The sequence below is a fragment of the Pseudomonas sp. DE0157 genome (genome assembly GCF_007678615.1).
Taxonomy (GTDB): domain Bacteria; phylum Pseudomonadota; class Gammaproteobacteria; order Pseudomonadales; family Pseudomonadaceae; genus Aquipseudomonas; species Aquipseudomonas parafulva_B.
The window spans coordinates 89,798-115,235 of the sequence record NZ_VEJN01000012.1; the positions used below are offsets into that span (position 1 = coordinate 89,798).

The window sequence follows — 25,438 nt, forward strand, 5'->3', positions numbered from 1 at the left end:
CGGCAAGTGTCCAGTTCCCGGCAATAGCCAGCACGATGAGCGAGATTCGCGCGAAGTATGTGACCGGATAGCTGGATCCGGTCACTGATCGCCGACATGTTCCCATGCCAGCGGGCCGTTACAGGCCTGCCTGGCCGCGAACGCGGGACAAAATGGATGCAAAGTTCTCGGCATTTATCTCGCCAATCACCCGATCAGCGGTCAGTTCGCTGCCGTTGGCGGCAAAGAACATCAATGCCGGCGGGCCGAACAATCGATAGCGGTCCAGCAGGGCACGCTGGGCCGCATCGCTGCGCGTCACATCCACGCGCAGCAGTTTGAAACCCGCCAGCTGGGGCAGCACCTGAGGTGCATTCAACACCTCGTGCTCGATGACTTTGCAACTGATGCACCAGTCTGCGTACCAGTCCAGCAGCACTGGCTGGCCTGCGGCCTTGGCATCGGCCAGTGCAGCATCGAGCGCCTGGGCGGTGGTCAGTGTTCGCCACGCCTGGGCAGGGGACGCAGCCTGACCAGCCGTGCTCCCTCCTGTAGGGGGCAACGGTCGCAGCGGGTCACCCTGGCCGCTGAGGGCGCCATACCAGCAGGCCAGGGCGTAGACCAGCAGTGCCAGGCCAAGCAGTTGGGCCAGGCGTTGGCGAGGCGTCTTCACGACGAACTCCAGGGTCCCCAGGAACACGGCCACCCCGGCAGCGAGCAAGCCGATCAGCCCCAGGGTGACAGGCCCTGGCAAGACCCTGCTGAGCAAACCGATGGCCAGCCCCAGCAACAGGACGCCGATGGCGTTCTTCACGCTGTTGAGCCATGGGCCGCTTTTCGGCAACCAGGCGGCGCCACCGGTGGCGACCAGCAGCAGCGGGGCACCCATGCCCAGGCCTAGCGCGAACAGTTTGAGCGCACCGCCCAAGGCGTCTCCACTGGCGCTGATATACAACAACGCACCCGCCAGCGGCGCCGAAACGCAGGGTGAAACCAACAGGCTGGACAACACGCCCAGGGCCGCTGCGCCCAGCAGCGAGCCGCCTTGGGTGCGATTGGCGACGCCGTCCAGGCGATTGCTCAGGGCCTGGGGCAGCTTGAGTTCGAACAAGCCGAACATGGCCAGGGCGAAAGCCACGAAGAACAGCGCGAAAGGCACCAGCACCCAGGCCGACTGCAGCCGCGCCTGCAGGTTGAGGCCTGCGCCGAACAGGCCCATCAAGGCCCCAAGGGCGGCAAAGCTGGCGGCCATGGACAGCACATAGGCCAGTGACAACGACAGCCCACGCAGCCCACCTGCCTGACCGCGCAAAACCACCCCCGAAAGAATGGGCAGCATGGGCAACACGCACGGCGTGAACGTCAGGCCCACGCCGGCGATGAAGAACAGCAAGAGCGCTTTCCACTCCCAAGCGTGTGCGGCCTGGCTGCTCGGCGCACCTTCACCTTCAATGCTCAGGTGTTCGGTTTCAGGTGGGTAGCACAAGCCTTTGTCAGCGCAGCCCTGGTAACCCACCTGCAAGGTGAAGGCCCTAGGGTCATTGCGTGGCAATTCAATGTCGACGATGCCGTGATACACCTCCACATCGCCGAAGAACTCGTCATGTTTGGCCTCGCCCTTCGGGATGACCGGCGTGCCCAGTGCGATGTCGGCCGGCTCGGTGCGAAACACAAAGCGGTGGCGGTACAGGTAGTAGCCGTCGGTGGCCACCAGGCGCAGCTTGATGGCATGGGCGTCGGCCTGGATCAGGCTCAGCTTGAAGGCTTCGTGTACCGGGAGGAAATCGGCGTTGCCGGCCAGTGAGGAAGCCCCGAGGGTAGCGCTGGGGCGATTGTCCAGCAGCCCCGTGGCGAACACCGGGCTGGCCAGCAGTAGGCACAACAGGAAAAACAGGCGGCGCATGGTGAACTCGCAAGATCGAACGTGCCGCGCATCATAACGGAGTTGGCGCTCAGGGAACCATGTGTGGGCCCGCCCGCCTTGCCGGTGATGGTCTAAGGCTATTTCGTGGAGCCAGGGCGGTCGGTTCAGACCCTGAAGGCACCCACCGCCTGGTTCAGGGCACTGCCCAGGCTGAGCAGGTGATCGCCTTGCTCACGCCCCTCACCGATGCGTTGCAGGTTATCGCCACCCAGCTGATGAATCCGCTCGCTGTGGTCACGGATCTCGCTGACCGCATCACTTTGTTGCGCCGTCACTTCGGCAATGCGCAGGGCAGTGTCGGCTATAGTACGGATCGCACACACGATTTCGTCCAATGCGCCATCGGCAGTCTGGGCCTGGTTGGCAGTGGCCTCGGCATGCTCCAGTTGTACCCGCGTACCGTCCACGGCGCCCTTGGCTGCCTGCTGCAACCTGTCGATCAGGGTCTGGATTTCCCCAGTGGCACCAGTGGTGCGCTGGGCCAGGGTACGGACTTCGTCGGCCACCACGGCGAACCCGCGACCCATCTCGCCAGCGCGGGCGGCTTCGATGGCGGCATTGAGTGCCAGCAGGTTAGTCTGTTCCGCAATGGACCGGATCACCGTCAGCACGCCACCGATCGTGGCCGATTCCTCTGCCAGCTGCTCGATCATGCGGGCGTTGCCTTGCACCTCGTCGACCAGCGTGCGTAGACCCGACAGGCTCTGCCCGATCACAGCCTGGCCCTGTTCCACTGCCCGGCCTGCGTCACGGCTGGCCAGGGCCGCAGCGCTGGCGTCGCCAGCCACCTGCTGGATGGTCGCTTCCAGTTCCCCAAGCGCGTCGCGAATCTGCCCGGTATCCCCGGCCTGTCGTTGTGCGCCATCGTGCAAGGCAGCACTCATGTCGGCCAGCGCATGACTGCTGCCGGCCACTTGCGCGGCATTGTGCCGCAATGCGCCTACCAGTTCGACCAGGTACTGGCGCAGGCGATTGAGCGAAGCCTGGATGTCATGCAACTCGCGGTTGGTCCTGCCCATTTCGACAGGCTGGGTAAAATCGCCCTCGGCCCAGCGCGACAGCGCAGGCACCAAGCCGGTGAGGGTGCGTGCAAGGCGACGTTGCAGGGTGTCGATGAGCAGGGCGATCAGCAGGATCATCACGATCATCGCCCCTTGCAGGGTGCGCACTTCCCCCGCGATGCTGCCATGCAGGCTGCGCACTTGTGGCTCCAGGGCCGCGATGGCCTGGCGCACTGCCTCCAGCTGTTGCGTGGCGCGGGTCGCCAGGGCGGCGCGCTGGGCGATCTGGGTACGGGTACGTTGCAGCTCGGCCGGGTAGCGCCCAACCAGGCTTTGCAGCTCGCGCTTGAGGCCCACGGCGACGTCTTCTTGCTGGGCGCGGGTATCGTTCTGCAAACCCATCAGCGCGGCAAAGTCATCCGCGTCCGATTCGGCAATACGGGTCACGCCCAGCAGCGGCAAGCCTTCGATGACCTGCGCCTGGGCCTGGATCGATTGCAGCTCGCGCTCCAGCTCAGTCGCCAGTTCGGGCCGGCCGCTGCCCACCAGCTTCTCCCGCGCCAGGCCCAGCCTGCTCAGGTGCAGGGTTGCCTCAACAAGCGGCAGCAGATAGCGCCCAGCGTCGGGGTTGGTGCTGTCGCGCGCATAGGTGGTCAGTTGCTCCAGGTTGGCCCCCAGCTCGCGTTCGGCTTGCAGCAACAGCGCCTGGGGGTCACCGGCCAGCTTTCCGGCTGCCAGCAACTCGCCCGCGCTGAAGGCCTGGAGGTGGTCCAGGCTGGGGCGCAGTTGGCTGGCCAGCGCCTCGGGCCAGTCGGCCAGCGAAGCTTGCAGTTGCTCCGTGGCCTGCAGTGCCGCCGCATGGCGCACGGCATCGCCGCTACCAAGATAAGCTTGAATGTTCTGGGCAGCCTCAGTCTGAAAATGGCGCGACAGGGTCAGGTAGCGTTCCATCATCTGGTAGGGACGCTCCAGCGCCCGCTGCGACCACCACAGCGTGACGCCCAGAGCAATGCACACCGTCACCAGCAACAATGTATTCAAATTGGTTAGCCATTTCAGGCGCATAGCCGCGTGCTTCCTGCGGGGGAGGGAAGAGTCAGGGGCCTGAAGTTATTGCGTTCGTGTGACGCGATGATGACGGCGGCACGCAATTGAATGGCAAAGTGCCTTTATTCTTTGCCCACCCCTTCAGGGCTCCACACGCACCACGCAATTACGTCCTGCATGCTTGGCCCGGTATAGCGCCTCGTCGGCCGCGCTGGCCATGGTCAGGGCATCGAGCCCGTCATCGAGTTGCACGACGCCTGCACTGAACGTACAGCGCAGGTCATGGGGTTGGGCCGGGTAGAGGATTTCGGCAAAACGCCCGCGGATGTCATCGAGCACCTTGTACGCCGCCTCCAGGGCGGTATTGGGCATGACGATGGCGAACTCTTCGCCGCCGTAGCGGCCAATGAAGTCGGTCTTGCGCAGGCGTTGCTTGAGAAACAGCGCCAGGCTCTTGATCACCCGGTCGCCCATGGGGTGGCCGTGGCGGTCGTTGATTTTCTTGAACCGGTCGATGTCGAGCATGGCAAAACTCAGCGGCTGCTGTTCGCGGCGGGCACGGAAGCTGCAATCCTCGAGCAACTGCAGAATATGCGTATGGTTGTACAACCCGGTCAGGCTGTCGCGGACCATGCGCGCCTTCAGATGCCGAGCGCGGGCAGCGCGGTTGCGCACGGTGGTGATCAGGTGGCGCGAGCGAAACGGCTTGGTCAGAAAATCATCGCCGCCTTCGCTCATGGCCTCGAGCTGCTTGTCCAGGTCATCCTCGGCCGACAGGTAGATGATCGGCACGCTGACGTAGCGGTCGTTGTGGCGAATCACCTTGGCCAGTTCAGGGCCGGTGCACGCCGGCATGTACAGGTCGAGGATGATCAGGTCAGGCTGGAAATCAGCCAGCTCGGCCATGGTGGCGATCGGGTCGGTCAGGCTGCGAGTGATCATCCCGGCGCCTGCCAGCACCCGTTCCGTGAACAGGGCCTGGGTGCGTGAGTCATCGATGATCAGTACGCGCAGGGGATCGTACGGCGCGGCATCGGTCAGGCGCTCGACCTTCTCCAGCAGGCTGGAAGCCTCCAGTGTGCCGGTGAGGAAATCGCGCCCGCCGGCCCGCACGGCGGCCAAGCGCGTGGGAGTGTCGGTTTCGTGGTGGCTGAAGAACAGCAGCGGCAGGGGTTTGGCCTGCCGCGCCTGGACTTCGGCCGCCAACGCCAGGCCCTGGCCGACCCCATTGAAGTCGACGTCCATGATGACCGCCGAAGGCGGGCATTCGCCTACCGATGCGCGAAAGGCATCGGCAGTGGGCAAGGCCTGTACGCCCAGGCCGAAGAACTCCAGTTGCTGGGCCAGGCGTTCGGCGCGGTCGTGGTCCTGCAAGAGGATATAGACCGGCCTGCGCTGGGGCGCCAGCAGCAACTGGTCGCGTGGGTCGTCCTTGCGCAGGCCGCTACGCACAAGATGCTCAGGGGGGCACTGCGGGCTCGGCTCAACTGCTTGGCTCATGTCCTGGCTACTTGTCGTTAGGGGTATGCAGGGGCAGTGATGGCTCTATGCTAGCAGTTCTTGAGCTGCGTAGGCGTGCCCCCTTTCAACAAAGTGGGCTGAATGACTATTCAGTTACCGACCAAGGGGTCGCTTATGCGTAAGGCGGTGTCTGCTTTATAGTGCTGTCAGGCGGGCTTGCCGTGGCACCCTGGCGTAGGCCTGTGGTCAAAGCCCCTGAACCGTCGTGACTGATCAAGGATATAGCCATGCTGGACTGGAAAAACCGCGAGGCCAAAGCCGAGCCCCGCGAGCGTGTCGACGGCCGCGGCGCTGCCGCCCGTAGCTATTTTGGTGGCCTGTTGGGCCGCTCACTGTTAGCCCTGGTTGGGCTTTACCTGCTGGTGTGTATCGGCCTTTCCTGGTACTGGAGCCAGGAGCCCGAATTGTTCCCGGTTCAGCAGAACGCGCAGAGCGCAGCCGAGCGTAATGGCCAGCAGATGGTAGTGGGCTACACCACTGTCGAAACGCTCAAGACCGTGGCGAGCACCTTGCTGAACAAGCCAGGTGGCTACATTGCCAACGACCGTCTCCCGCCTGGCTTGTGGATGGACAACATGCCCAACTGGGAGTACGGCGTACTGGTCCAGGTGCGTGACCTTTCCCGCGCGCTGCGCAAGGACTTCGCCCGCTCCCAGTCGCAATCGACCGAAGATGCCGACCTGGCCAAGGCCGAGCCGCGCTTCAACTTCGATTACAAGAGCTGGATCCTGCCGTCCAGCGAATCGGAATTCGAAGAAGGCATCAAGTCGCTGACGCGCTACCAGGCTCGCCTGGCTTCGGGTGACAAGGGCGCGATCTTCTATACCCGCGCAGATAACCTGAACAACTGGCTGGGCGACGTCGCTACCCGCCTGGGCTCGCTGTCGCAACGTCTCTCGGCCAGCGTAGGCCGCGTAAAGCTCAACACCACGCTCAAGACTGAGTCCGTGGTGGCTGGCCAGGCGCCGCAGGTTGACGAGGAGGTCGTGGAAACCCCATGGCTGAAGATCGACGACGTGTTCTACGAAGCCCGTGGCCAGGCCTGGGCACTGTCGCACCTGCTGCGTGCGATCGAAGTCGATTTCGCCGACGTGCTGGCCAAGAAGAACGCGACCGTGAGTGTGCGTCAGATCATCCGGGAACTGGAGGCCTCGCAAGAGCCCCTGTGGAGCCCGATGGTGCTCAACGGCAGTGGTTTCGGCATGTGGGCCAACCACTCGCTGGTCATGGCCAACTACATCTCCCGCGCCAACGCGGCGGTCATCGACCTGCGCCAGCTGCTGTCGCAGGGCTGAGATGACCTTCAGCCCTGATGAAGCCGCCCACCGGGCGGCTTCGGACCGGGAACGGGTCACCTGGGTAGACGAGCACGACCAGGTGCTCGGCGCATTGCCCAGGGCACAGTTGCGCGAGCGCGGGCTGATCGGGCGCTGCACGTTCATTCTGCTGTTCAATGGTGCCGGTGAACTGTGCGTGCACCGGCGTACCCTGAGCAAGGCGCTGTACCCCGGGTATTGGGACGTTGCCGCCGGCGGCATGGTGGCCGCCGGTGAAACCTACGCCGAATCGGCCGCGCGCGAGCTGGCCGAGGAACTGGGCATAGCTGACGTAAACTTGCGTTTTCACGAGCGATTCTTCTTCGATCAGCCTGACAATCGCCTGTGGTGCGCCTTGTACTCGGCAGTCTCCGATGCGCCGCTGCGGCTGCAGCCTGAGGAAGTGATCGAGGCACGGTTCATCGGTGTGGACCAAGCGCTGGAGGACAGTCGGCTCAGGCCTTATTGCCCCGACTCGATGGCCGCGTTGATGCGCTACAGGAACCGCCTTGTCTAACCCATGCACGTAGGGTCGCAAAACATTCGCAAAATGGCGCAATCCGGTACTTAGCAACTGCACCGTTTATCGTTACACTGCGCGGCCTTTTCGGGCTGCCGCACGTGTTGCGGCAGTAGCGCCGCCCCTGCCAGAGTGGGGCTTCGCGGTCGGCCTCATGTGCAGGTACGACCAGTTTTTGTCCTCAGCACCGAGGCACAAAAGTGGCCAAGAAAGCTTCTTCCCTCTCCGCCCTCGGCGGTCTTGTTTATTCGACCGATGCCGGTCGTCATTGCCCTGACTGTGGCCAGCCTGTGGATGCCTGTACCTGCAAGCAGCAGGTCATCCCCGAGGGTGATGGCATCGCCCGCGTGCGCCGCGAGAGCAAAGGCCGTGGCGGCAAGACCGTGACCACCGTCACGGGTGTGCCGTTGCCGCCCGATCAGCTCAAGGAGCTGGCTGCCACCCTCAAACGCCGCTGTGGTACCGGTGGCGCGCTCAAGGACGGCGTCATCGAGATCCAGGGCGATCATGTGCAATTGCTGATCGACGAGCTGATCAAGCAGGGCTTCAAGGCGAAAAAGTCGGGCGGCTGAGTCGCTCGGCAGGTTTTCGTCCTGCGCTTTCTAAACTCGTCGCAGTGACCAGGGTCTACCCCAGAGCACGGACGAACCGTCATTTTTGGCTTCTACACTGCCTTCCCGGTTTGCCCAGCAGTGTCTTGACTCAATTTATAGGGGACTTGAATGTCCGTACGACGCACACGCAAAGACGATGGTAGCCAATGGACCGTGGCCGACAGCCGCAGTGTTTATGGCATCCGTCATTGGGGCGCAGGGTATTTCGCCATCAATGAAGCCGGGCGCGTCGAAGTACGCCCCAACGGCCCTGACAGCTCGCCGATCGACCTGTACGAGCAGGTTGATCAGCTGCGCCAGAGCGGCCTGTCGCTGCCTTTGCTGGTACGCTTTCCCGACATTCTGCAGGACCGCGTGCGCCAGTTGACCGGCGCCTTCGACGCCAACATTGCGCGCCTGGAATACCAGAACCAGTACACCGCGCTCTACCCGATCAAAGTCAACCAGCAGGAGGCGGTGGTCGAAAACATCATCGCCACTCAGAACGTGTCCATTGGGCTGGAAGCCGGCTCCAAACCTGAATTGCTGGCAGTGCTGGCCTTGGCGCCCAAGGGCGGCACCATCGTCTGCAACGGGTACAAGGACCGTGAGTTCATCCGCCTGGCGCTGATGGGGCAGAAGCTGGGCCACAACGTCTTCATCGTCATCGAGAAAGAGTCCGAAGTGGCCTTGGTGATCGAGGAAGCGGCGGACCTGAAGGTCAAGCCGCAAGTAGGCCTGCGCGTGCGCCTGTCGTCGCTGGCATCGAGCAAATGGGCTGACACCGGGGGCGAGAAGTCAAAGTTCGGGCTTTCTGCCGCGCAGCTGATTTCTGTGGTGCAGCGTTTTCGCGACGCCGGCCTCGACCAAGGTATCCGCCTGCTGCACTTCCACATGGGCTCGCAGATCGCCAACCTGGCGGACTACCAGCACGGTTTCAAGGAAGCCATCCGCTATTACGGCGAATTGCGCGCCCTGGGCTTGCCGGTGGACCACATCGATGTGGGCGGCGGCCTGGGGGTGGACTACGACGGCACCCACTCGCGCAACGCCAGCTCGATCAACTACGACATGGATGACTATGCCGGCGTGGTAGTGGGCATGCTCAAGGAATTCTGCGACGCGCAGGGCCTGCCGCACCCGCACATCTTCTCGGAGAGCGGCCGTTCGCTGACGGCTCACCATGCCATGCTGGTCATCCAGGTCACTGATGTAGAGCGCCACAACGACCAGGTGCCGACCATCGAGAACAAGGACGCGCTGCCGGAAACCGTGCAGTGGCTGGCCGATCTGCTGGGGCCCACCGACATCGAGATGGTGACCGAAACCTACTGGCGCGCCACCCACTACATGGGCGATGTGGCCGCCCAGTACGCTGACGGCAAGATCAGCCTGGCCGAGAAAGCCCTGGCCGAGCAGTGCTACTACGCGGTGTGCCGTCGCCTGTACAACTCGCTCAAGGCTCGCCAGCGCTCGCACCGCCAGGTACTCGATGAGCTGAACGACAAGCTGGCGGACAAGTACATCTGCAACTTCTCGGTGTTCCAGAGCCTGCCCGATACCTGGGCCATCGGCCAGGTGCTGCCGATCATCCCGCTGCACCGCCTGGACGAAGAGCCCCTGCGGCGCGCCGTGTTGCAAGACCTGACCTGCGACTCCGACGGCAAGATCAACCAGTATGTCGATGAGCAGAGCATCGAGACCAGCATGCCGGTGCATGCCCTGAACGAGGGCGAGGACTACCTGCTGGGCGTGTTCCTGGTCGGGGCCTACCAGGAGATCCTGGGCGACATGCACAACCTGTTCGGTGACACCGACTCGGTGAACATCTACCAGAATGCCGATGGCAGCGTGTACCACGCCGGTATCGAGACCCACGACACCATCGAGGACATGCTGCGCTACGTGCACCTGTCTCCCGAGGAACTGATGACTCACTACCGCGACAAGGTGGCCAGCGCCAAGATCACCGCGCGCGAGCGTACCCAGTACCTTGATGCGCTGCGCCTGGGCTTGACCCGTTCGTCCTACCTCTCGTCCTGAGAAGCCTCAGCCCCTGAGGGGGCTCATCGCCGTCACGCCTTCGCAGCGTGGCGGCGGTGAGCACCGCCTTGGGTTGCTCGCTGGCCCATGCCAGTCATCTCACGCCACCCAGGCGTCCTTGCCTTGCAGGCGCCACCCCACCCAGGCCAAGGTCATGGCGCGCACGCCCATGAAGCCGAGAAACGCCAACCACAGGCCATGGTTGCCTAGCCCGCTCAGGGCAAAGGCCAACGGCAATGCAATGGCGAGCGATGTCAGCATGGCATTGCGCATTTCCCGGGCGCGTGTGGCCCCGATGAACAGCCCATCGAGCAAATAGCTCCACACGGCGATCAACGGCAGGCACGCCAGATAGGGCAAGTACGGATAAGCCGCCGCCCTGACACTGTCGATATCGGTTTGCAGATCGATGAACAGGTGTCCCCCCACCCAGAACAGAACGGCAAAGACCGAACTTGCAATCAGCGACCATCCACCGGCTACCACCAGCGCACGGCGCAGGGTGCCGCGGTCCCGGGCACCAATGGCGTGACCGCACAGCGCCTCGACCGCGTGGGCCAGGCCATCGAGGGCATAGGCCGTCAGCAGCAGGCCGTTGAGCAGCAGTGCATTGGCCGCTACCGTCGCCTCGCCCAGGCGTGCGCCCTGTACGGCGATCAGCAGGAAAACCAGCTGCAAGGCAAGGCTGCGCAAAAAGATGTCGCGGTTCACTGCCAACAGCGGGCGCCAGGCCTGCCAGCGTCTGAGTGCTGCCCAGGCGATGTGGCCCGGATAGGCGCGAAGGGCCGGGCGGGTAAGCGCCAGGCCCAGCAGGGCCGCGCACCATTCGGCAATCACCGACGCGCGTGCCGAGCCCAGGACGCCCCAGTCCAGGCCGAGCACGAACCACAGGTTCAGCACGATGTTGAGCAGGTTGGTGGTCAGCAGGATCGCCAAGGGCGCCCGGGCATTCTGGGTCCCCAGAAACCACCCGACCAGGGCGTAACTGGCCAGTGCCGCCGGCAGGCCCAGCAACCGGGTGTGGAAGAAGGTTTGTGTGGCTTGCCCCAGGGCCGCGCTGGGCTGCATGGCATGCAGGGCCAACTGGCTGAAGGGCAGGGCCAGCAGGCCGATGAGCAATGCGAAGCCCACTGCCAGCAACAGGCCCTGAACCAACACCTGGCGCAGGGCGGCGCCATCGCCTCGGCCCGCGGCCTGGGCGGCGAAGCCTGTCGAGCCCATGCGCAAGAAGCCCATCAAGCCGACCATGAAGGTAAACAGCGTAGCGCCCACGGCCACTGCGCCCAGCTGATGGGCATGGGGCAGGTGGCCAATGACGGTGCTGTCGACCAGCGCCACCAGTGGCACCGAGACATTGGACAGGATCATGGGCGCGGCCAGCCCCCACACCTTGAGATGGGTGGGGCGGTGGTGCCAGTCGGCGAAGAATCGGGGCATGTTCATTCCAGCGAAAACGAGGACTGCAAGCGCTTGATCGGGGCGCCCGCCGGGCGGCAATGCAAGCCAAGGGCGACAGTGTAACGGCCACGCAACCATTGCGTGCGACCAAGGTCTCATCTGGCGCACAACGCTGGGTGTAGCACCTGGCCTTGCGCTATAGTTGCTGCCTTCATCTACACCCTGCCTTCGAGTGTCTACTCCATGTTCAACAAAGGATTGTTGCTGGCCTGCGCGCTGGCCTTGCTCAGCGGCTGTGACTCCTCAACGCCTGACGCCCCAGCGCCTGCCCAGAAGCCAACCGCCAGCGCCAGCGCCGCCGCCAAGACGCCACAGCGCGAAGATCCTGCGGTGCTTGCCAAACGCTACGAGGGCCGTGAGCTGACGGTACTGGATGTGTCGGAAGTACAGCTCGATGGCGCGGCCACACTGTCGGTCAGTTTCTCGGCCCCGCTGGATGCCGACCAGGACTTCACCAACAAGGTCCACCTGGTGGACACGGTCAAGGGCAAGCTGGACGGCGCCTGGGAACTGTCCGACAGCCAGATGGAGCTGCGCCTGCGTCACCTGGAACCGCAGCGCAAGCTGGTGCTGACCGTGGACAAGGGGCTGCTGGCCGTCAACGGCAAGGCGTTGCAGGAAGAGTCGATCACTCGCCTTGAAACCCGCGACATGCAACCCACCGTTGGCTTCGCCAGCCGGGGCTCGCTACTGCCGACGCGGCTGGCAGAGGGCCTGCCGGTCATCGCATTGAATGTGAACAAGGTGGATGTGGAGTTCTTCCGCGTCAAACCCGACATGATTTCCTCGTTCATGGCCAACTGGGGGCGCAGCAGCAGCCTGGAGTACTACCAGTCCAAAGACACGCTGAGCATGGCCGAACTGGTCTACAGTGGCCGCTTCGACCTCAACCCTGCACGCAACACACGCGAAACCGTGCTGTTGCCCATTGCCGGCATCAAGCCGCTGCAGGAGCCCGGTGTGTACCTGGCCGTAATGCGCGCCTCGGGAACCTACGATTACTCCCAGCCAGCCACGCTGTTCACCTTGAGCGACATTGGCGTATCGGCCCATCGCTACCGTGATCGCATCGATGTATTCGCCCAGGCCCTGGAAGGGGGCAAGGCGATGGATGGCGTGAACATCGAGCTCCACGACAAGAAAGGCAAGCTGCTGGCCCAGGCCAGCACTGATGGAAAAGGTCATGCTGAACTGCCGATCACGCCCAAGGCCGATACCCTCATCGCCACCCAAGGCGTGCACACGACCTTGCTGCAGCTCAATACTGCGGCCCTGGACTTGGCAGAGTTCGACATCACCGGCCCCCAGGCCAATCCGCTGCAACTCTTTATCTTCGGCCCGCGCGACCTGTATCGCCCAGGCGAAACGGTGCTGCTGAACGGCCTGCTGCGCGACCAGGACGGCAAGCCCGTCAAGGCTCAGCCGGTGAACGTTGAAGTACGCAGGCCGGATGAACAAGTCAGCCGCAAGTTCGTCTGGGAAGCAGACGATAAGGGTCTGTTCCAGTACCAGCTGCAACTGGCCACCGAGGCGCCGACCGGCCGCTGGCAACTGCTGCTCGACCTGGGCGGTGGACGCAAGCAGGTCTACGAGTTCCTGGTCGAGGACTTTCTGCCTGAGCGGCTGGCCCTCGACCTCAAGGGTAGCAGCAAGCCCCTGGCCCCTGAGCAGGACGCGCGCATCGAGGTGACTGGCCGCTACCTGTACGGTGCGCCGGCCGCTGGCAATCGCCTGAGTGGCCAGGCCTATGTGCGCCCGCTGCGTGAAGCGGTACCTGCACTGCCGGGCTACCAGTTCGGGTCGGTTACCGAAGGCGAACTGGAGCAGGACCTGGAGCTCGATGAAGTCACCCTCGACCAGGCGGGCAAGGCGGTCTTGGATATTTCCAGCCGCTGGGCAGAGGCGCGTTCGCCGTTGCAGCTGACCGTGCAGGCAAGTTTGCAGGAGTCCGGCGGCAGGCCCATTACGCGCCGCCTCGAGCAACCTGTTTGGCCGGCCGAACGCCTGCCAGGCCTGCGTGGCCTGTTCGACGGCGATGAAGCCGACAGTGATGGCCCGGTGGAATTCGAGTTTCTGGTCGCTAACCGCGAGGGCAAGAAACTGGCCGCCGACGACCTCAAGGTCAGGCTGATCCGCGAGCGACGCGATTACTACTGGAACTACTCGCAAGATGACGGCTGGAGCTACGCCTACAACGAAAAATTCCTGACCCAAGTGGAAGAGACGGTAAGCGTCAAGGCCGACGCCACGGCCAAGCTGAGCTTCCCGGTCGAGTGGGGCCCCTATCGCGTGGAAGTCGAAGACCCGCAGACCGGCCTGGTGTCCAGTCAGCGCTTCTGGGCAGGCTACCGCGCCCAGGACAATGCCGAAGGCGGAGCTGTACGCCCCGACCAGGTCAAGCTGGCCTTGGACAAACCCTCCTACGCCGACGGTGCAACGGCCAAGGTCACGGTTACGCCGCCGGCCGCAGGCAGTGGTTACTTGATGATCGAGTCCAGCGACGGCCCGTTGTGGTGGCAGGAAATCCAGGTACCTGCAGAAGGCAAGACCTTCGATATCCCGCTGGACAAAGCCTGGGCACGCCACGACCTTTACCTCAGCACCTTGGTGGTGCGCCCAGGTGACCGCAAGGCCAATGCCACGCCCAAGCGTGCGGTAGGCGTGTTGCACCTGCCGCTCGACCGTGCCGATCGCAAGCTGGCAGTCAGTTTGCAGGCACCGGAAAAAATGCGTCCCAAGCAGCCGCTGACGGTCAAGATCAAGGCGGCAAACGCCGACGGCAGCGTGCCTGCGCAGGTACGGGTGCTGGTGTCGGCGGTGGACGTCGGCATTCTCAATATCACCGACTTCAAGACCCCGGATCCATTTGCAAGCCTGTTTGGCCGCAAGGCCTACGGTGCCGACCAGCTCGACATTTACGGGCAACTGATCGAAGCCGGGCAAGGGCGTCTGGCCAGCCTGGCATTCGGCGGTGACGCGGCCATGGCCAAGGGTGGCAAACGCCCCAATACCACCGTCACCATCGTGGCCCAGCAGAGCCTGCCGGTGACCCTGAACGACAAGGGAGAAGGGCAGGCCACGGTCGATATCCCTGATTTCAACGGCGAGCTGCGGCTCATGGCTCAGGCCTGGACCGAGGATCACTTCGGCATGGCAGAGGGCAAGACCGTGGTGGCCGCACCGCTGATTGCCGAACTCTCGGCCCCACGGTTCCTGGCAGGCGGCGATCAGACGCGCCTGGCGCTGGACCTGGCCAACTTGTCGGGAGCTGCCCAGCAGCTGACCGTGCAGGTGACCACCGAAGGACAAGTGAGCCTGACCGGCAATGCCACGCAGTCTGTGGCGCTGGCCGAAGGCCAGCGGACGACCCTGATGATTCCGGTGCAAGCCCAAGGTGGCCTGGGGCAGGGCAAGGTGCATGTGCAGGTGACCGGCCTGCAGTTGGCCGGCGAGGCGCCGACCACGTTCGAGCGCGAATGGACGCTGGGCGTGCGTCCGGCCTATCCCGCCATGCTCAAGCACTTCCGCGTGGCCTTGAAGGATCAGCCCTGGACGCTGCCCGAGGCGGACCTCGCGGCCTTCGAGCCTGCCGGCCTCGAGGGCACGCTGGCCCTGTCGAGCCGACCCCCGCTCAACCTCGCCGAACAGATCCGGGCGCTGAAGGCTTACCCGTATGGGTGCCTTGAGCAGACCACCAGCGGGCTGTACCCGTCGCTGTATGCGGACGCCGATACCCTCAAGCGGCTCGGCATCGAGGGTGAACCGGCCGAGGTGCGCAAGCGCAAGATCGAAATGGGCATCGAGCACCTGTTGGGCATGCAGCGCTACAACGGCAGCTTTGGCTTGTGGAGTGCCGACAGCGAAGAGGAATACTGGCTGACGGCCTATGTCACCGACTTCCTCCTGCGCGCGCGCGACCAAGGCTATGGCGTACCCGCCGAGGCGCTAAAAAAAGCCAGCGAGCGGTTGTTGCGCTATCTACAAGAGCGCAACCTGATCGATGTGGACTACAGCGACGACGCCGATCACACCCGTTTCGCCGTGCAGGCTTACGCCGCGCTGGTGCTGTCGCGCAGTCAGCAGGCGCCCTTGGGCGCCCTACGCGGGTTGTTCGAGCGCCGCGCCGATGCGCGTTCCGGTTTGCCGTTGGTGCAACTGGCCGTGGCCCTGGACAAGATGGGTGACAAGCCTCGTGCCGACCAGGCCCTGCAGGCAGGGCTTGCCGTCAGCCGCGGCAAGAACTGGATGGCAGATTACGGCAGCCCCCTGCGTGACCAGGCGTTGATCCTGGCACTGCTGCAGGAGAACAAGCTTGCCAGTGGCCAGGTGGACCAGCGGCTCTTCGCCCTGTCCGATGAAGTGGCTGCCAATCGCTGGCTGTCCACCCAGGAGCGCAACGCCTTGTTCTTGGCCGGGCGTGGCCTGCTGGGCACGCCGGAAGTCAAGTGGCAGGCCCGCCTGGACAGCGCCGGTGAGCTGCGTGACTTCAATAACGCCGAAGCCGGCATGAAGTTGGAAGGGCCACTGCTGGCATCGCCGCTGACGGTGCAGAACCAGGGCAGCCAGACCGTCTACCAGCAGCTGACCCTGTCGGGTTACCCGCGTCAGGCGCCGCCTGCCAGTAGCAATGGCATGCAAATCCGCCGCGAGTACCTGGGCATGAAGGGCCAGCCGCTGGACCTGGCGAACCTGCGTAGCGGCGACCTGGTACTCGTGCACCTTGCCCTCAAGGCCGATGAGCGCGTTCCCGATGCCTTGGTGGTCGATCTATTGCCTGCGGGCCTGGAGCTCGAAAACCAGAACCTTGCGCAAAGTGCAGCCAGCCTGGATAACGCCAGCGGCGCCGTGAAGCAATGGCGCGAATCGATGCAAAATGCCAACGTGGTGCACCAGGAGTATCGCGACGACCGTTACGTCGCAGCGCTCAAGCTGGACAGCTACGCAACTACGCATCTGCTGTACCTGGCGCGAGCGGTGACCCCTGGCACCTACCGGGTACCACCGCCGCAGGTCGAGTCGATGTACCGCCCGAATCTGCAGGCCGTGGGGGAAGGGCAGGGTGAGATGACGGTCAAGCCTCGCTAGGGGCAGGCCTTGTGCGACGAGCAGAGGCTTTCACCTGTTCGTCGCACGGCCACTCAATGGATCACCCAACTCATTACCCACAGGCCCAATACCAGCCAGATGATGCCTAGGATGATCGAAGCACGCATGAAAGCGCGGATCGCCGAGAACAGCAGCATCAGGCCAACGATCAGGGCCAGGATGCTGACCAGCGAGGTGTCCATGCCCAAGGTGCGCGACAGGCCATCGACGAAATTGCCGCCGGCATTGGCCAACAGGTTGAACAACCCGCTCAGCGCGTCGACGACGATGCGGATCAGCGATCCCAGTGCTTGCCCCAGCCATTCGAAAAAACCTTCTACATGCATAGTTGCTTCCTGATCAACATGGCGGCGTTCTTGCCGTTTCCAGTGCTTTGGCCCTTTTCAGGGCAGGTCGGTTCCCGATGCCAAGCTTAGCCCGCTGGTGGCGATCGCGACCATGCAAAGCAGTGCGTGCCCTGGTGATTGGCGTGGTGGCCTTGATGGGCCTGCTGTGGCTGGCCGACCGCATCTGGCCTTTGCCCATGCCGTCGGACGACCTGGCCCGAGTCGTGCTGGCTGAGGATGGCACACCGTTGTGGCGATTCGCCGATGCCGACGGGGTGTGGCGCTATCCGGTGAGTCCCGAGCAGGTCTCGCCGTTGTACCTGCAAGCGTTGCTGACGTACGAGGACCGCTGGTTCTACCGGCACCTGGGCGTGAACCCGATGGCCCTGGTCAGGGCGGCGTGGTTGAACGCGCGGGGAGGGCGCGTGGTGTCAGGCGGCAGCACGTTGTCGATGCAGGTGGCACGCCTGCTCGATCCCCATGATCGCACCGTGGCGGGCAAGCTGCGGCAGCTGTGGCGCACACTGCAGCTGGAGTGGCACCTGTCCAAGCGGGAGATTCTGCAAATTTACCTGGACCGCGCGCCGTTCGGCGGCACCTTGCAAGGTGTTGCCGCTGCCAGCTGGGCTTATCTGGGCAAGTCGCCCTTGCATCTGACGCCGTCGGAGGCAGCCCTGCTGGCGGTACTGCCGCAAGCCCCCAGCCGGCTACGCCCTGACCGCCACCCCGAGCGCGCCGAACGCGCACGCAACAAGGTGCTGCAACGGTTGGCGCAGTATCAGGTGTGGCCCGAGCAGCGCCTGCGTGAAGCGGCCGAAGAGCCGCTGGTGCTGGCGCCGCGTCAGGAGCCGGCACTGGCGCCTTTGCTGGCCCGCCGTCTGAACACCCCGGGTAGCCCGCCGTTGATCCGTACCACCGTGGATGCAGGGTTGCAGCGCCGGCTGGAAGACTTGCTGCTGGGATGGCGCGCGCGTCTGCCGGAGCGTACGTCTGCCGCCATCCTGGTGGTCGATGCGCAAACCATGGCTGTACGCGCTTATCTGGGCTCGGTCGACCTCACGGACGCCCGGCGTTTCGGGCACGTGGACATGGTGCGGGCGTTGCGCTCGCCTGGCTCCACGCTCAAGCCGTTTCTGTACGGCCTGGCGATGGACGATGGGCTCATTCATTCCGAGTCGCTGTTGCAGGACGTACCACGGCGTTACGGTGACTACCGTCCGGGCAATTTTTCCAGCGGCTTCAGTGGGCCGGTGTCAGCGAGTTCGGCACTGGCCCTGTCGCTCAACTTGCCCGCCGTGCAACTGCTCGAAGCGTACGGCCCGAAGCGCTTCGCCGCACAACTGCGCATGGGCGGCTTGCCGCTCACGCTACCTCCGTTGGCCGAGCCCAATCTTTCGCTGATCCTGGGCGGTGCCGGTAGCCGCCTGGAAGACCTGGTAGGTGGCTACGCGGCCTTGGCCCGGGAGGGTAGAAGCGCCCAGGTGCGGTTGCAGCCCCAGGCACCCCTGGTGGAGCACCGGCTCATGTCTCCGGGCGCAGCGTGGATCATCCGGCGCATTCTCAGCGGCCAGGCTCGGCCCGACCGCGACCCGCATGCCGAACTGGTACGCCGTCCCCAGCTGGCCTGGAAAACCGGCACCAGTTACGGCTTTCGAGACGCCTGGTCGATTGGCGTCGGCCCTCGCTACCTGATCGGGGTATGGATTGGTCGACCCGACGGCACCCCTGTGGCCGGGCAGTTCGGCCTGGCCTCGGCCGCCCCGTTGATGCTGCAAGTGCACGACCTGCTCAGCAACCGGGACAGCCAGCGCGGCTTAGAGGCCCCGGTGCAGCGAACGCCTGCCAATGTCGGGGTGGCGGCGATCTGCTGGCCTCTGGGCCAGGCGATGAGCCGCCAGGACGGCAATTGCAGGCGCCAGCGTTTTGCCTGGACCCTGGACGGCACCGTTCCTCCCACGTTGCAGGCGGCCGATCAGCCGCTGGGCCTGGGTTTGCGCGAACACATCTGGGTCAACGACCGCGGCTTGCGCGTCGACAGCAATTGCTCTGGCGCCCAGGCGCGCGAGGTGGCCCTGTGGCCCGCCCCCCTGGAACCCTGGTTGCCTCGGGCTGAACGGCGGGCTGCCCGTCTACCGGCCATGGACCCCACATGCCCACCGCAAGGCCCGGCCAGTGCTCCGCCGCTGGCCATCGTCGGCATTCGTTCCGGCGACCATTTGCGTCGCCCCGCCACCAGTGGCGAGCCGCTTCAAGTGGCGGTGTCGGCGCTGGGCGGTAGTGGGCGGCGTTGGTGGTTCCTAAATGGGCAACCGCTGGGCGAAACCCAAGGGCAGGACAACCTGATGGTGCGCCTGCCGCGGGCAGGGCAGGCTGAGTTGAGTGCGTTGGACGAAAGTGGTGAAACGGCGCGGGTGGTGTTTCAGGTCAATGAGTAGTATGGCGGTGTGCCGGTGCCGTGGCACCGGCACCTGTCAGTGCGCCGTGAACCGTTGATTCACCGGGGATGAACCTGGTGTCAGTGCCAAGGCCAGTTGCGTGCGGTTGTGCATATGGGTCAGGCGCAACACCTGGGACACGTACAGTTTCACCGTGTTTTCGGTGATACCCAGTTCACAGGCGATCTGGTAATTGGTCTTGCCCTTGCCCACCAGCCGCGCCACTTCCAATTGACGTGGCGACAGCTTTTCGAATACCGAGGGCAGCTCGGCCTCGGCTTCCTCCATGTCGCCGGCGCGCCGGTGAGGCCCTTGTCCGCGGGCTTTTTCCAGGTCCTGATACAACTCGTCGACGGACTCTGCCAGATCCTGCAGGCGCTGATTGAGCCCGCTGAGGTCGTGGAAGTCGCGCTGACGTTCCTGCAGCACCTGCTCCTGGCGGCGTACCCCTTCGAGCAGCTCGTCGAGATCCATCGGTTTCTGGTAGTAGTCGGCAAAGCCTTCGCGCAGCGCCCGAATAACGTCCTGCTTTTCGGCACGGCCGGTCAGCATGATGGCTTCGAACATGCGGTGGCTACCGTCGATCTGCTTCAGGGCACGCATCAGCTCGATGCCATCGCGTCCGGGCATGTGAAGGTCGCAGATGATCAGACCGATGGCGGGGTCGGCCTCATAGCGTTTTACCGCCTCATCTGTGGAGAGTGCCGATACGCAACTGTATCCCTTGGCTTCCAGGAACTCGCATAGCTGTTCGACGATGACTGGCTGATCATCGACTACCAGCACTTTCATTTCACTTACAGGTTTGGACACGATCAACTCCCTGTGAATATACGGCCCTGCTCCCGGGCTAGACGCTCTGGCAGATTAAAAGTAGCCGTACCTCTCGTAGTTGTACAAGGTGTGTACAAGGTTAGGGACCGCTGGATTCTTCATTGGATCCATACAGCTGTCAGAAGGTAGCCTGCCAGCACGTAGGGGACGAATGCCTGCTTGTCGCCCATGGCTTCGGTCAAGGCCTGGAGGCGTTTTTTCACCTTGGGGTTGAGCAGCGTCCACAAGCGCCTTCGGGTGGTCAGCCAGATCAACAGCGCGACCCCGGCCCCGATGAAGGTCCCGAGCACATGATCGGTGCCGGTGGCCAATGCCAGCGCGCCCATCAGTTTGACGTCATCGGCGCCGAAGTGGCCGAGCATGTAGCCGGGCAAGGTGAGCAGCATGACGATGGCCAGGCCCCAGCCTGCCGAACTGGGATCGGCGCCAAGCCAGGTGTGGCCGGTTGCGAACAGCCACAGCAGGGCCCCTACAGCTACGCCCAGCGTCAACAGGTCCGGGAGCTGGCGCTGGCGCACATCCTGTTCGGTACACAAGGCAAGCCACAGAAGAAGAACAATGCTTTGCATCGACAGGTCGCCTTTCCTAGTAGATGAACACTTACCCGTGCAGTCAGGTTTCCTTAGTCAAGATAGACCGGAACCTGCGTGACGGCCGTGTGCCGCAAGGAAAAGGCGTTGGGAGAATGGGTTTTGTCGCAGTCGTCGTCTGTTGCGGGGCCTCTGCTAGCGTTTGCTGCCAGGTGGATAGTTGCCCAGCACCTGAGCCACCGTTTTCTGAATAGCCTCGTTGCGTTCCTGCGGGCTTGGCGGGTAGTTGTTCATGATCTGCTCGGCACTGCCGCGCCAGACCAGCTTGCCATCGCGCCCATCAAGCAAGTCGACTTGAATGGTTGCGACCTTGTAGTCGACGCTGCGGGTTTCGTTGTACATCGGCCCGCCCCAGTACCCTCCCCAATAGCCACCCCAACCGCCGCCATAGTTGGTGGTGACCTGTTGCTGGCGCTGTTCCACGATCAGGTAGGTGCGCACATTGAGGTCAGCACGCGTGCCAGGGGGCGCTGGGCGTAGGCCCCGCTGATCAAGCTGGTCGCTGACCGCCTGGCGGATGCGCTGCTCGGTCAGGTCGCTCTTGATGCGTGGATCGTCAGGACGATATTGCAGGCCGGGCTCCTGCCAGGCCCAGTTGCGGTAGGCGGCAAAATCACGACTCGCGTCGTAGTCCTGCTGCACGTTATGGCTTGAGCAGGCAGCCAGCAAGGCCGCAAACGACACGAGTAACAGGCGGCGCAACATGATGATTCTCCGTTAGGCGTTAACTGGGAGGATAGCCGCTGAGGGCCTTGCGCACGGCGTCGCGCACGGCATTTTCACGGTCCCGCGGTGAACCCTGGTCGTTGCCGCTTTCGGCACTTGCGCTCCAGATGGCCTGGCCGCTGCGGCTGTCGTACAGGTCGATGCGCACTACCATGACCTCAACCTGATAGGTGCGTACGACCGGAACACTGGCGTAACCCCCGTATCCGTTGCGGTAACCGCCATAGCCCACGTTGCCGTAGGGCCCATGGTAAGGGTCGTAGCTGTCGTAGTCGCGCACTTGGCGCAGGCGTTTTTCCAGGCGGATATCGGCGCCGACGAGCAGGTCACCAACGTCGCTGCGGGCGGGGCGCAAGCCCTGCTGATCGAGCGCTGCGGCCACGGCATCGGCCAGCTGTGCAGGGTCGGCATTGGCCGAACCGCTGGGCAGGCGCCCGTCACGCCAGCTCCAGCTGCGGTAGCGGCCGTAGTCCCTTGCAGGTGCGGGATAAGCGCTTGCGTCGAACGTGGTCGCTGCCTGAGGCGGGGCCGGTGGCAGTGGGCGGCTGCTGGCGACGTAGGGATTGGTCCCTTGGCACCCGGTCAGAACCAAAGCCAGCAGGGCCAGTGGCAACAGACGGTACGGCATGCTTGCTCCTCACGGCAGGTCAACGTGGGCGACAGACCCAATGCAGGTAACGGCCCAGGCCGGCGAAACTCGGATGGCGGCGGTGAGCGAGCTCCATTTCCAGCACGTCCAGCAGCTCGGCGCGGTCCTGGAATTCCTTGGGCATGTAGTCATGGAAAACACGTATGCCGCTTTCACTTTCGACCTGCCACAAAGGTTCAAGTTGCGCCCTGAGCGCCCGCGGATCAAGTGGTTTCTGCGGGGTAAGGCTCTGCTTTTCACCTTCAAGGCGATTACTGCGAAGCTTGCGGAAATGCCCCTTGAGCAGGTTGCGGAAGACCAAGGCATCGCGGTTATAGAACGCCAGCGACAGCCAACCCCCGGGGGCTGTGAGTTGATGCAGAACGGGCAGGATACTTTCCGGCTCAGCCAGCCATTCGAGTACCGCGTGGCACACGACCACGTCGTAGGGCTCGGTCAGCTCACCCAGCAGCGCTTGCCAGGGCGCCTGGATGAACGTTGCCGCCTGGCCGGCCTCGGCAAAGCGGGCCCGTGCCCCTTCGAGCATGGGCTCGGCGGGTTCGGCCAGCGTAAGCTGGTGGCCGCGTTGGGCCAACCATAGCGCCATGTGACCCAGGCCGGCACCGATATCGAGGATGCGCAATGGGCGATCCGGCAGGGCTTCGGCCAGGTCGGCCTGCAAGACTGCCAGCCGGATCGCCCCCTTTGCGCCACCGTAGATTTTCTCTGCAAATCGGGTGGCCAGTTCATCGAAATGACGGTCGTTCATCGTGCGAAGCGCCTTTCGCTGTCAGCCAGCTTGGCGCGGACCACCTGGTCCATGTCCAGCCCCAGTTCACTGCACAACAGCAACAGGTAGAGCACGACGTCGCCCACTTCCTGCCCGGCGTGGGCCAGCTGTTCGGGTGGCAGGCGACGTGACTCGTCCTCGCTGAGCCACTGGAAGATTTCAACCAGCTCGGCCATTTCGACGCTGGCGGCCATGGCCAGGTTCTTTGGGCTGTGGAAACGTTGCCAGTCATTGGTATCGCGGATTTGATGCAGGCGTTGAGTCAGTTCTTGCAGGTTCATCGGGTTCTCCTCATGGCGCATAGCTTCCGCGCAGGGCCATTGCAAAGCAAGCTTCCCTGCACGGGGCGCAGCATGCGCCAGTCAGCCCTGCAAGCGGGCCCAGCGGCCGAGCATGTGTACCACGTCCGTCTGGCCGTCCAGGCGCAGCTCACCCACAGGGCCGACCTGGCTGGCGCTGAGCACCACCTCCGAGGGCAAACGCACGGGTTGTTTAAAATCCACCTCGAACCGATAGCCACTGTGAGGCAAGTGTCCGTGCAGCGCGGCCATGGCCATGGCCTTGCTCCACATGCCGTGGGCGATGGCAGTGGGGAAACCGAACAGCTGGGCGCTGGGTGCGCTGAGGTGAATGGGGTTGTAGTCGCCGCAGACCCTGGCATAACGGCGGCCGATATCACTGTCGGCATACCAGCGCGTGACTTCAGGCAAGTGGCTGGCCTGACCCTCGTCCGCCTCTGCCAGGTTGCCGTCGAGTTTCAACCCGCGCACGAGCATGCGGCTGGTTTCCCGCCAGAGCACGCCAATACCGTCCGCCGCCTCGGTGATCAGGTCGAAGGTTCCGCCTTTGGGGTGGGGCTGCAGGTTGTCGGCATGAACCGCCATGCGCAGCGACTCGATGCCCCCAAGCGGGCGGATGACATCGATGCGGTTGTGCAGGTGGACCAGGCCCAGCAACGGAAAGGGGAACTGCTCGGCGGTCATCAACTGCAGCTGCAGGTTGAACGCCATGATGTGCGGGTATGTAGCAGGCAGCCGGCCATCGTCGACGAAACGGCACAACTGCCGGTAGGCATGCAGTTGCTTAGGCTGAACCGCCAGGGTGCAGCGCAGCCCGTGCGTGGGCAGTTGATTACCGCTGATGCGGCGTTTGCCCGCTGCGCGCAGGTACAGGCTGGCGCGGCTGGCCGGTTGATGCAGGTCGTGCCAGTGTCGTTGCATGCTCAAGCCCCCATCAGTGCCTGGCCGCACACCCGCAGCACCTGGCCGTTAACGGCGCCAGAGCCAGGTTGGCTAAGCCAGGCGATGGCTTCGGCCACGTCCTGGGGCTTACCGCCCTGGCCGAGCGAACTCAGGCGTCGCCCCGCTTCGCGCAAGCCCATGGGCATGGCGCCCGTCATATGGGTTTCAATGAAGCCAGGCGCCACTGCGTTGATGCTGATGCCTTGTTCGGCAAGCGTCGGTGCCCAGGCCTGGGCCAAGCCAATCAGCCCAGCCTTGCTGGCAGCGTAGTTGGATTGCCCCCGGTTGCCGGCGATACCGCTGACCGAAGCCAACAGGGTGATGCGGGCGTCCTCGTGCAACGCGCCGTTATCGAGCAGGGCCTGGGTCAGCAGCTGAGGAGCCTTGAGGTTCACCGCCAGTACGGCGTCCCAATATTCGGGGGTCATGTTCGCCAGGGTCTTGTCACGGGTGATGCCTGCGTTGTGCACCAGGATGTCGAGGCCATCGGGCAATGCCGCCAGCAACTGCTCGGCAGCGTCACCGGCGCAGATGTCCAGGACCAGCGCCTTGCCACCCAGGCGCGCAGCGAGCGCCTGCAATTGCTCGCTGGCTGGGGGCACATCGAGCAGCAGCACATCGGCACCGTCGCGGGCCAGGGTTTCTGCAATGGCGGCGCCGATGCCGCGGGCAGCCCCAGTGATCAGCGCGCGCTTGCCGCTGAGCGGCCGTGTCCAGTCCTCGACCTGAGCCTGGCAGGGCTGTAGGCGCAGCACCTGGCCCGACACGAAGGCGCTCTTGGGCGACAGGAAGAAGCGCAACGCGCCTTCGAGTTGAGATTCGGCGCCGTCACCCACGTACAGCAACTGGGCAGTAGCGCCGTTGCGCAGTTCCTTGGCCAGCGAACGGCTAAACCCTTCGAGGGCACGTTGGGCGACACTGGCCATCGGGTCGGCGACGGCCTCAGGCGGGCGACCCAAGACCACTATATGGGCGCAAGGCGCCAGGTTGCGCAGTAGCGGCTGGAAGAATTCGCGCAACTGCGTGAGCGCATCGCTGTCGGACAAGTGACTGGCATCGAACACCAACGCCTTGATCTTGGGGCCCAACCCAGCGACCCAGGGTTCGCACTGGAGGCCTTGGCCGTTGAAGCCGTAAACCGCGTCGGTCAACCGCGCTGCGAGTGTTTCGACCTGGCGTGCCAAGGGGCCGCCGCCAAGGACCAACGGCCCGTCCACTGGCCGCATGCGGCCCGCTTCCCAGCGCTCCAGGGTGGCTGGACGAGGCAGGCCAAGGCTGTCGACAAGTTTGCGGCCGAGGCTGGAGTTGGCAAAACCAAGGTAGCGATCGCTCATGGTGGGTCCTCCGAAAGCAAGTCTGA

19 protein-coding genes are annotated in these 25,438 nt (G+C 64.0%); 6 read left to right on the forward strand and 13 right to left on the reverse strand.

What is annotated here, in order from left to right:
- Positions 1-118 precede the first annotated feature (118 nt).
- From FS777_RS15725 to FS777_RS15735, 3 genes are all read right to left on the reverse strand, one after another.
- The gene (locus tag FS777_RS15725) at positions 119-1,882 is read right to left on the reverse strand and encodes a protein-disulfide reductase DsbD (protein WP_078479172.1); all 1,764 of its coding nucleotides are present in this window, start codon (positions 1,880-1,882) and stop codon (positions 119-121) included.
- 125 nt (positions 1,883-2,007) lie between these two features.
- Complete coding sequence (locus FS777_RS15730; RefSeq protein ID WP_058639418.1) at positions 2,008-3,969, reverse strand: methyl-accepting chemotaxis protein; 1,962 nt, start codon at positions 3,967-3,969, stop codon at positions 2,008-2,010.
- A gap of 123 nt (positions 3,970-4,092) precedes the next feature.
- Entirely contained in the window at positions 4,093-5,451 is a 1,359-nt protein-coding gene (locus tag FS777_RS15735; protein WP_078479170.1) for a diguanylate cyclase, read from the reverse strand.
- A 248-nt stretch (positions 5,452-5,699) separates the two neighbouring features.
- Here FS777_RS15735 and FS777_RS15740 point away from each other — a divergent pair, with 248 nt between their 5' ends.
- From FS777_RS15740 to speA, 4 genes are all read left to right on the forward strand, one after another.
- Positions 5,700-6,767 carry a DUF2333 family protein gene (locus FS777_RS15740; RefSeq protein ID WP_058639416.1) on the forward strand — a complete coding sequence of 356 codons (1,068 nt, stop codon included), beginning with the start codon at positions 5,700-5,702 and terminating at the stop codon, positions 6,765-6,767.
- Position 6,768: 1 nt separating this feature from the next.
- Complete coding sequence (locus tag FS777_RS15745) at positions 6,769-7,305, forward strand: NUDIX hydrolase (RefSeq protein WP_145256299.1); 537 nt, start codon at positions 6,769-6,771, stop codon at positions 7,303-7,305.
- A 203-nt stretch (positions 7,306-7,508) separates the two neighbouring features.
- A complete protein-coding gene (locus tag FS777_RS15750) occupies positions 7,509-7,880 on the forward strand; it encodes a translation initiation factor Sui1 (protein ID WP_058605288.1) in 372 nt (123 codons plus the stop codon).
- Between the two features lie 150 nt (positions 7,881-8,030).
- Positions 8,031-9,944 (forward strand): arginine decarboxylase, encoded by a 1,914-nt coding sequence (speA, locus tag FS777_RS15755; RefSeq protein ID WP_058605287.1) that lies wholly within the window; start codon positions 8,031-8,033, stop codon positions 9,942-9,944.
- A 99-nt stretch (positions 9,945-10,043) separates the two neighbouring features.
- Here the strand turns inward: speA and FS777_RS15760 are convergent, their stop codons facing one another.
- Positions 10,044-11,381: an MATE family efflux transporter gene (locus tag FS777_RS15760; RefSeq protein ID WP_058605286.1), complete on the reverse strand. Its 1,338-nt coding sequence runs from the start codon at positions 11,379-11,381 to the stop codon at positions 10,044-10,046.
- Between the two features lie 204 nt (positions 11,382-11,585).
- Here FS777_RS15760 and FS777_RS15765 point away from each other — a divergent pair, with 204 nt between their 5' ends.
- Positions 11,586-16,487, forward strand: coding sequence for an alpha-2-macroglobulin (locus FS777_RS15765; RefSeq protein ID WP_145256302.1), 4,902 nt, complete (start codon positions 11,586-11,588; stop codon positions 16,485-16,487).
- 53 nt (positions 16,488-16,540) lie between these two features.
- Here the strand turns inward: FS777_RS15765 and FS777_RS15770 are convergent, their stop codons facing one another.
- Positions 16,541-16,834 carry a hypothetical protein gene (locus FS777_RS15770; protein WP_023535173.1) on the reverse strand — a complete coding sequence of 98 codons (294 nt, stop codon included), beginning with the start codon at positions 16,832-16,834 and terminating at the stop codon, positions 16,541-16,543.
- A 77-nt stretch (positions 16,835-16,911) separates the two neighbouring features.
- Between FS777_RS15770 and pbpC the strand changes: the two genes are divergently transcribed.
- Positions 16,912-19,269 (forward strand): peptidoglycan glycosyltransferase PbpC, encoded by a 2,358-nt coding sequence (gene pbpC / locus FS777_RS15775; protein WP_145256305.1) that lies wholly within the window; start codon positions 16,912-16,914, stop codon positions 19,267-19,269.
- Between the two features lie 36 nt (positions 19,270-19,305).
- Here the strand turns inward: pbpC and FS777_RS15780 are convergent, their stop codons facing one another.
- The 8 genes from FS777_RS15780 to FS777_RS15815 form a co-directional block, all read right to left on the reverse strand.
- Entirely contained in the window at positions 19,306-20,061 is a 756-nt protein-coding gene (locus tag FS777_RS15780) for a response regulator transcription factor (protein ID WP_081321333.1), read from the reverse strand.
- A gap of 140 nt (positions 20,062-20,201) precedes the next feature.
- Complete coding sequence (locus FS777_RS15785; protein WP_058605282.1) at positions 20,202-20,672, reverse strand: A24 family peptidase; 471 nt, start codon at positions 20,670-20,672, stop codon at positions 20,202-20,204.
- A 156-nt stretch (positions 20,673-20,828) separates the two neighbouring features.
- Positions 20,829-21,398, reverse strand: coding sequence for a DUF4136 domain-containing protein (locus FS777_RS15790; RefSeq protein WP_078479163.1), 570 nt, complete (start codon positions 21,396-21,398; stop codon positions 20,829-20,831).
- 19 nt (positions 21,399-21,417) lie between these two features.
- Complete coding sequence (locus FS777_RS15795; protein ID WP_145256308.1) at positions 21,418-22,047, reverse strand: DUF4136 domain-containing protein; 630 nt, start codon at positions 22,045-22,047, stop codon at positions 21,418-21,420.
- Positions 22,048-22,066: 19 nt separating this feature from the next.
- Complete coding sequence (locus FS777_RS15800) at positions 22,067-22,816, reverse strand: methyltransferase domain-containing protein (protein WP_145256311.1); 750 nt, start codon at positions 22,814-22,816, stop codon at positions 22,067-22,069.
- The gene (locus FS777_RS15805) at positions 22,813-23,118 is read right to left on the reverse strand and encodes a MazG-like family protein (RefSeq protein WP_023535180.1); all 306 of its coding nucleotides are present in this window, start codon (positions 23,116-23,118) and stop codon (positions 22,813-22,815) included. Before FS777_RS15805 ends, FS777_RS15800 begins: the two co-directional genes overlap by 4 nt.
- A gap of 81 nt (positions 23,119-23,199) precedes the next feature.
- Positions 23,200-24,057, reverse strand: a complete 858-nt coding sequence (locus FS777_RS15810) for a MaoC family dehydratase (RefSeq protein ID WP_145256314.1) — start codon at positions 24,055-24,057, stop codon at positions 23,200-23,202.
- A 2-nt stretch (positions 24,058-24,059) separates the two neighbouring features.
- Positions 24,060-25,412 carry a 3-oxoacyl-ACP reductase gene (locus FS777_RS15815; RefSeq protein ID WP_145256317.1) on the reverse strand — a complete coding sequence of 451 codons (1,353 nt, stop codon included), beginning with the start codon at positions 25,410-25,412 and terminating at the stop codon, positions 24,060-24,062.
- Between the last annotated feature and the right edge of the window lie 26 nt (positions 25,413-25,438).

Excerpts from the sequence above, each read along its gene's own strand:
- FS777_RS15725 (WP_078479172.1), bottom strand. The coding sequence starts at position 1,882 with ATGCGCCGCCTGTTTTTCCTGTTGTGCCTACTGCTGGCCAGCCCGGTG.
- FS777_RS15730 (WP_058639418.1), bottom strand. The coding sequence starts at position 3,969 with ATGCGCCTGAAATGGCTAACCAATTTGAATACATTGTTGCTGGTGACG.
- FS777_RS15735 (WP_078479170.1), bottom strand. The coding sequence starts at position 5,451 with ATGAGCCAAGCAGTTGAGCCGAGCCCGCAGTGCCCCCCTGAGCATCTT.
- FS777_RS15740 (WP_058639416.1), top strand. The coding sequence starts at position 5,700 with ATGCTGGACTGGAAAAACCGCGAGGCCAAAGCCGAGCCCCGCGAGCGT.
- FS777_RS15745 (WP_145256299.1), top strand. The coding sequence starts at position 6,769 with ATGACCTTCAGCCCTGATGAAGCCGCCCACCGGGCGGCTTCGGACCGG.
- speA (WP_058605287.1), top strand. The coding sequence starts at position 8,031 with ATGTCCGTACGACGCACACGCAAAGACGATGGTAGCCAATGGACCGTG.
- FS777_RS15760 (WP_058605286.1), bottom strand. The coding sequence starts at position 11,381 with ATGCCCCGATTCTTCGCCGACTGGCACCACCGCCCCACCCATCTCAAG.
- FS777_RS15765 (WP_145256302.1), top strand. The coding sequence starts at position 11,586 with ATGTTCAACAAAGGATTGTTGCTGGCCTGCGCGCTGGCCTTGCTCAGC.
- FS777_RS15770 (WP_023535173.1), bottom strand. The coding sequence starts at position 16,834 with ATGCATGTAGAAGGTTTTTTCGAATGGCTGGGGCAAGCACTGGGATCG.
- pbpC (WP_145256305.1), top strand. The coding sequence starts at position 16,912 with ATGCCAAGCTTAGCCCGCTGGTGGCGATCGCGACCATGCAAAGCAGTG.
- FS777_RS15780 (WP_081321333.1), bottom strand. The coding sequence starts at position 20,061 with ATGAAAGTGCTGGTAGTCGATGATCAGCCAGTCATCGTCGAACAGCTA.
- FS777_RS15785 (WP_058605282.1), bottom strand. The coding sequence starts at position 20,672 with ATGCAAAGCATTGTTCTTCTTCTGTGGCTTGCCTTGTGTACCGAACAG.
- FS777_RS15790 (WP_078479163.1), bottom strand. The coding sequence starts at position 21,398 with ATGTTGCGCCGCCTGTTACTCGTGTCGTTTGCGGCCTTGCTGGCTGCC.
- FS777_RS15795 (WP_145256308.1), bottom strand. The coding sequence starts at position 22,047 with ATGCCGTACCGTCTGTTGCCACTGGCCCTGCTGGCTTTGGTTCTGACC.
- FS777_RS15800 (WP_145256311.1), bottom strand. The coding sequence starts at position 22,816 with ATGAACGACCGTCATTTCGATGAACTGGCCACCCGATTTGCAGAGAAA.
- FS777_RS15805 (WP_023535180.1), bottom strand. The coding sequence starts at position 23,118 with ATGAACCTGCAAGAACTGACTCAACGCCTGCATCAAATCCGCGATACC.
- FS777_RS15810 (WP_145256314.1), bottom strand. The coding sequence starts at position 24,057 with ATGCAACGACACTGGCACGACCTGCATCAACCGGCCAGCCGCGCCAGC.
- FS777_RS15815 (WP_145256317.1), bottom strand. The coding sequence starts at position 25,412 with ATGAGCGATCGCTACCTTGGTTTTGCCAACTCCAGCCTCGGCCGCAAA.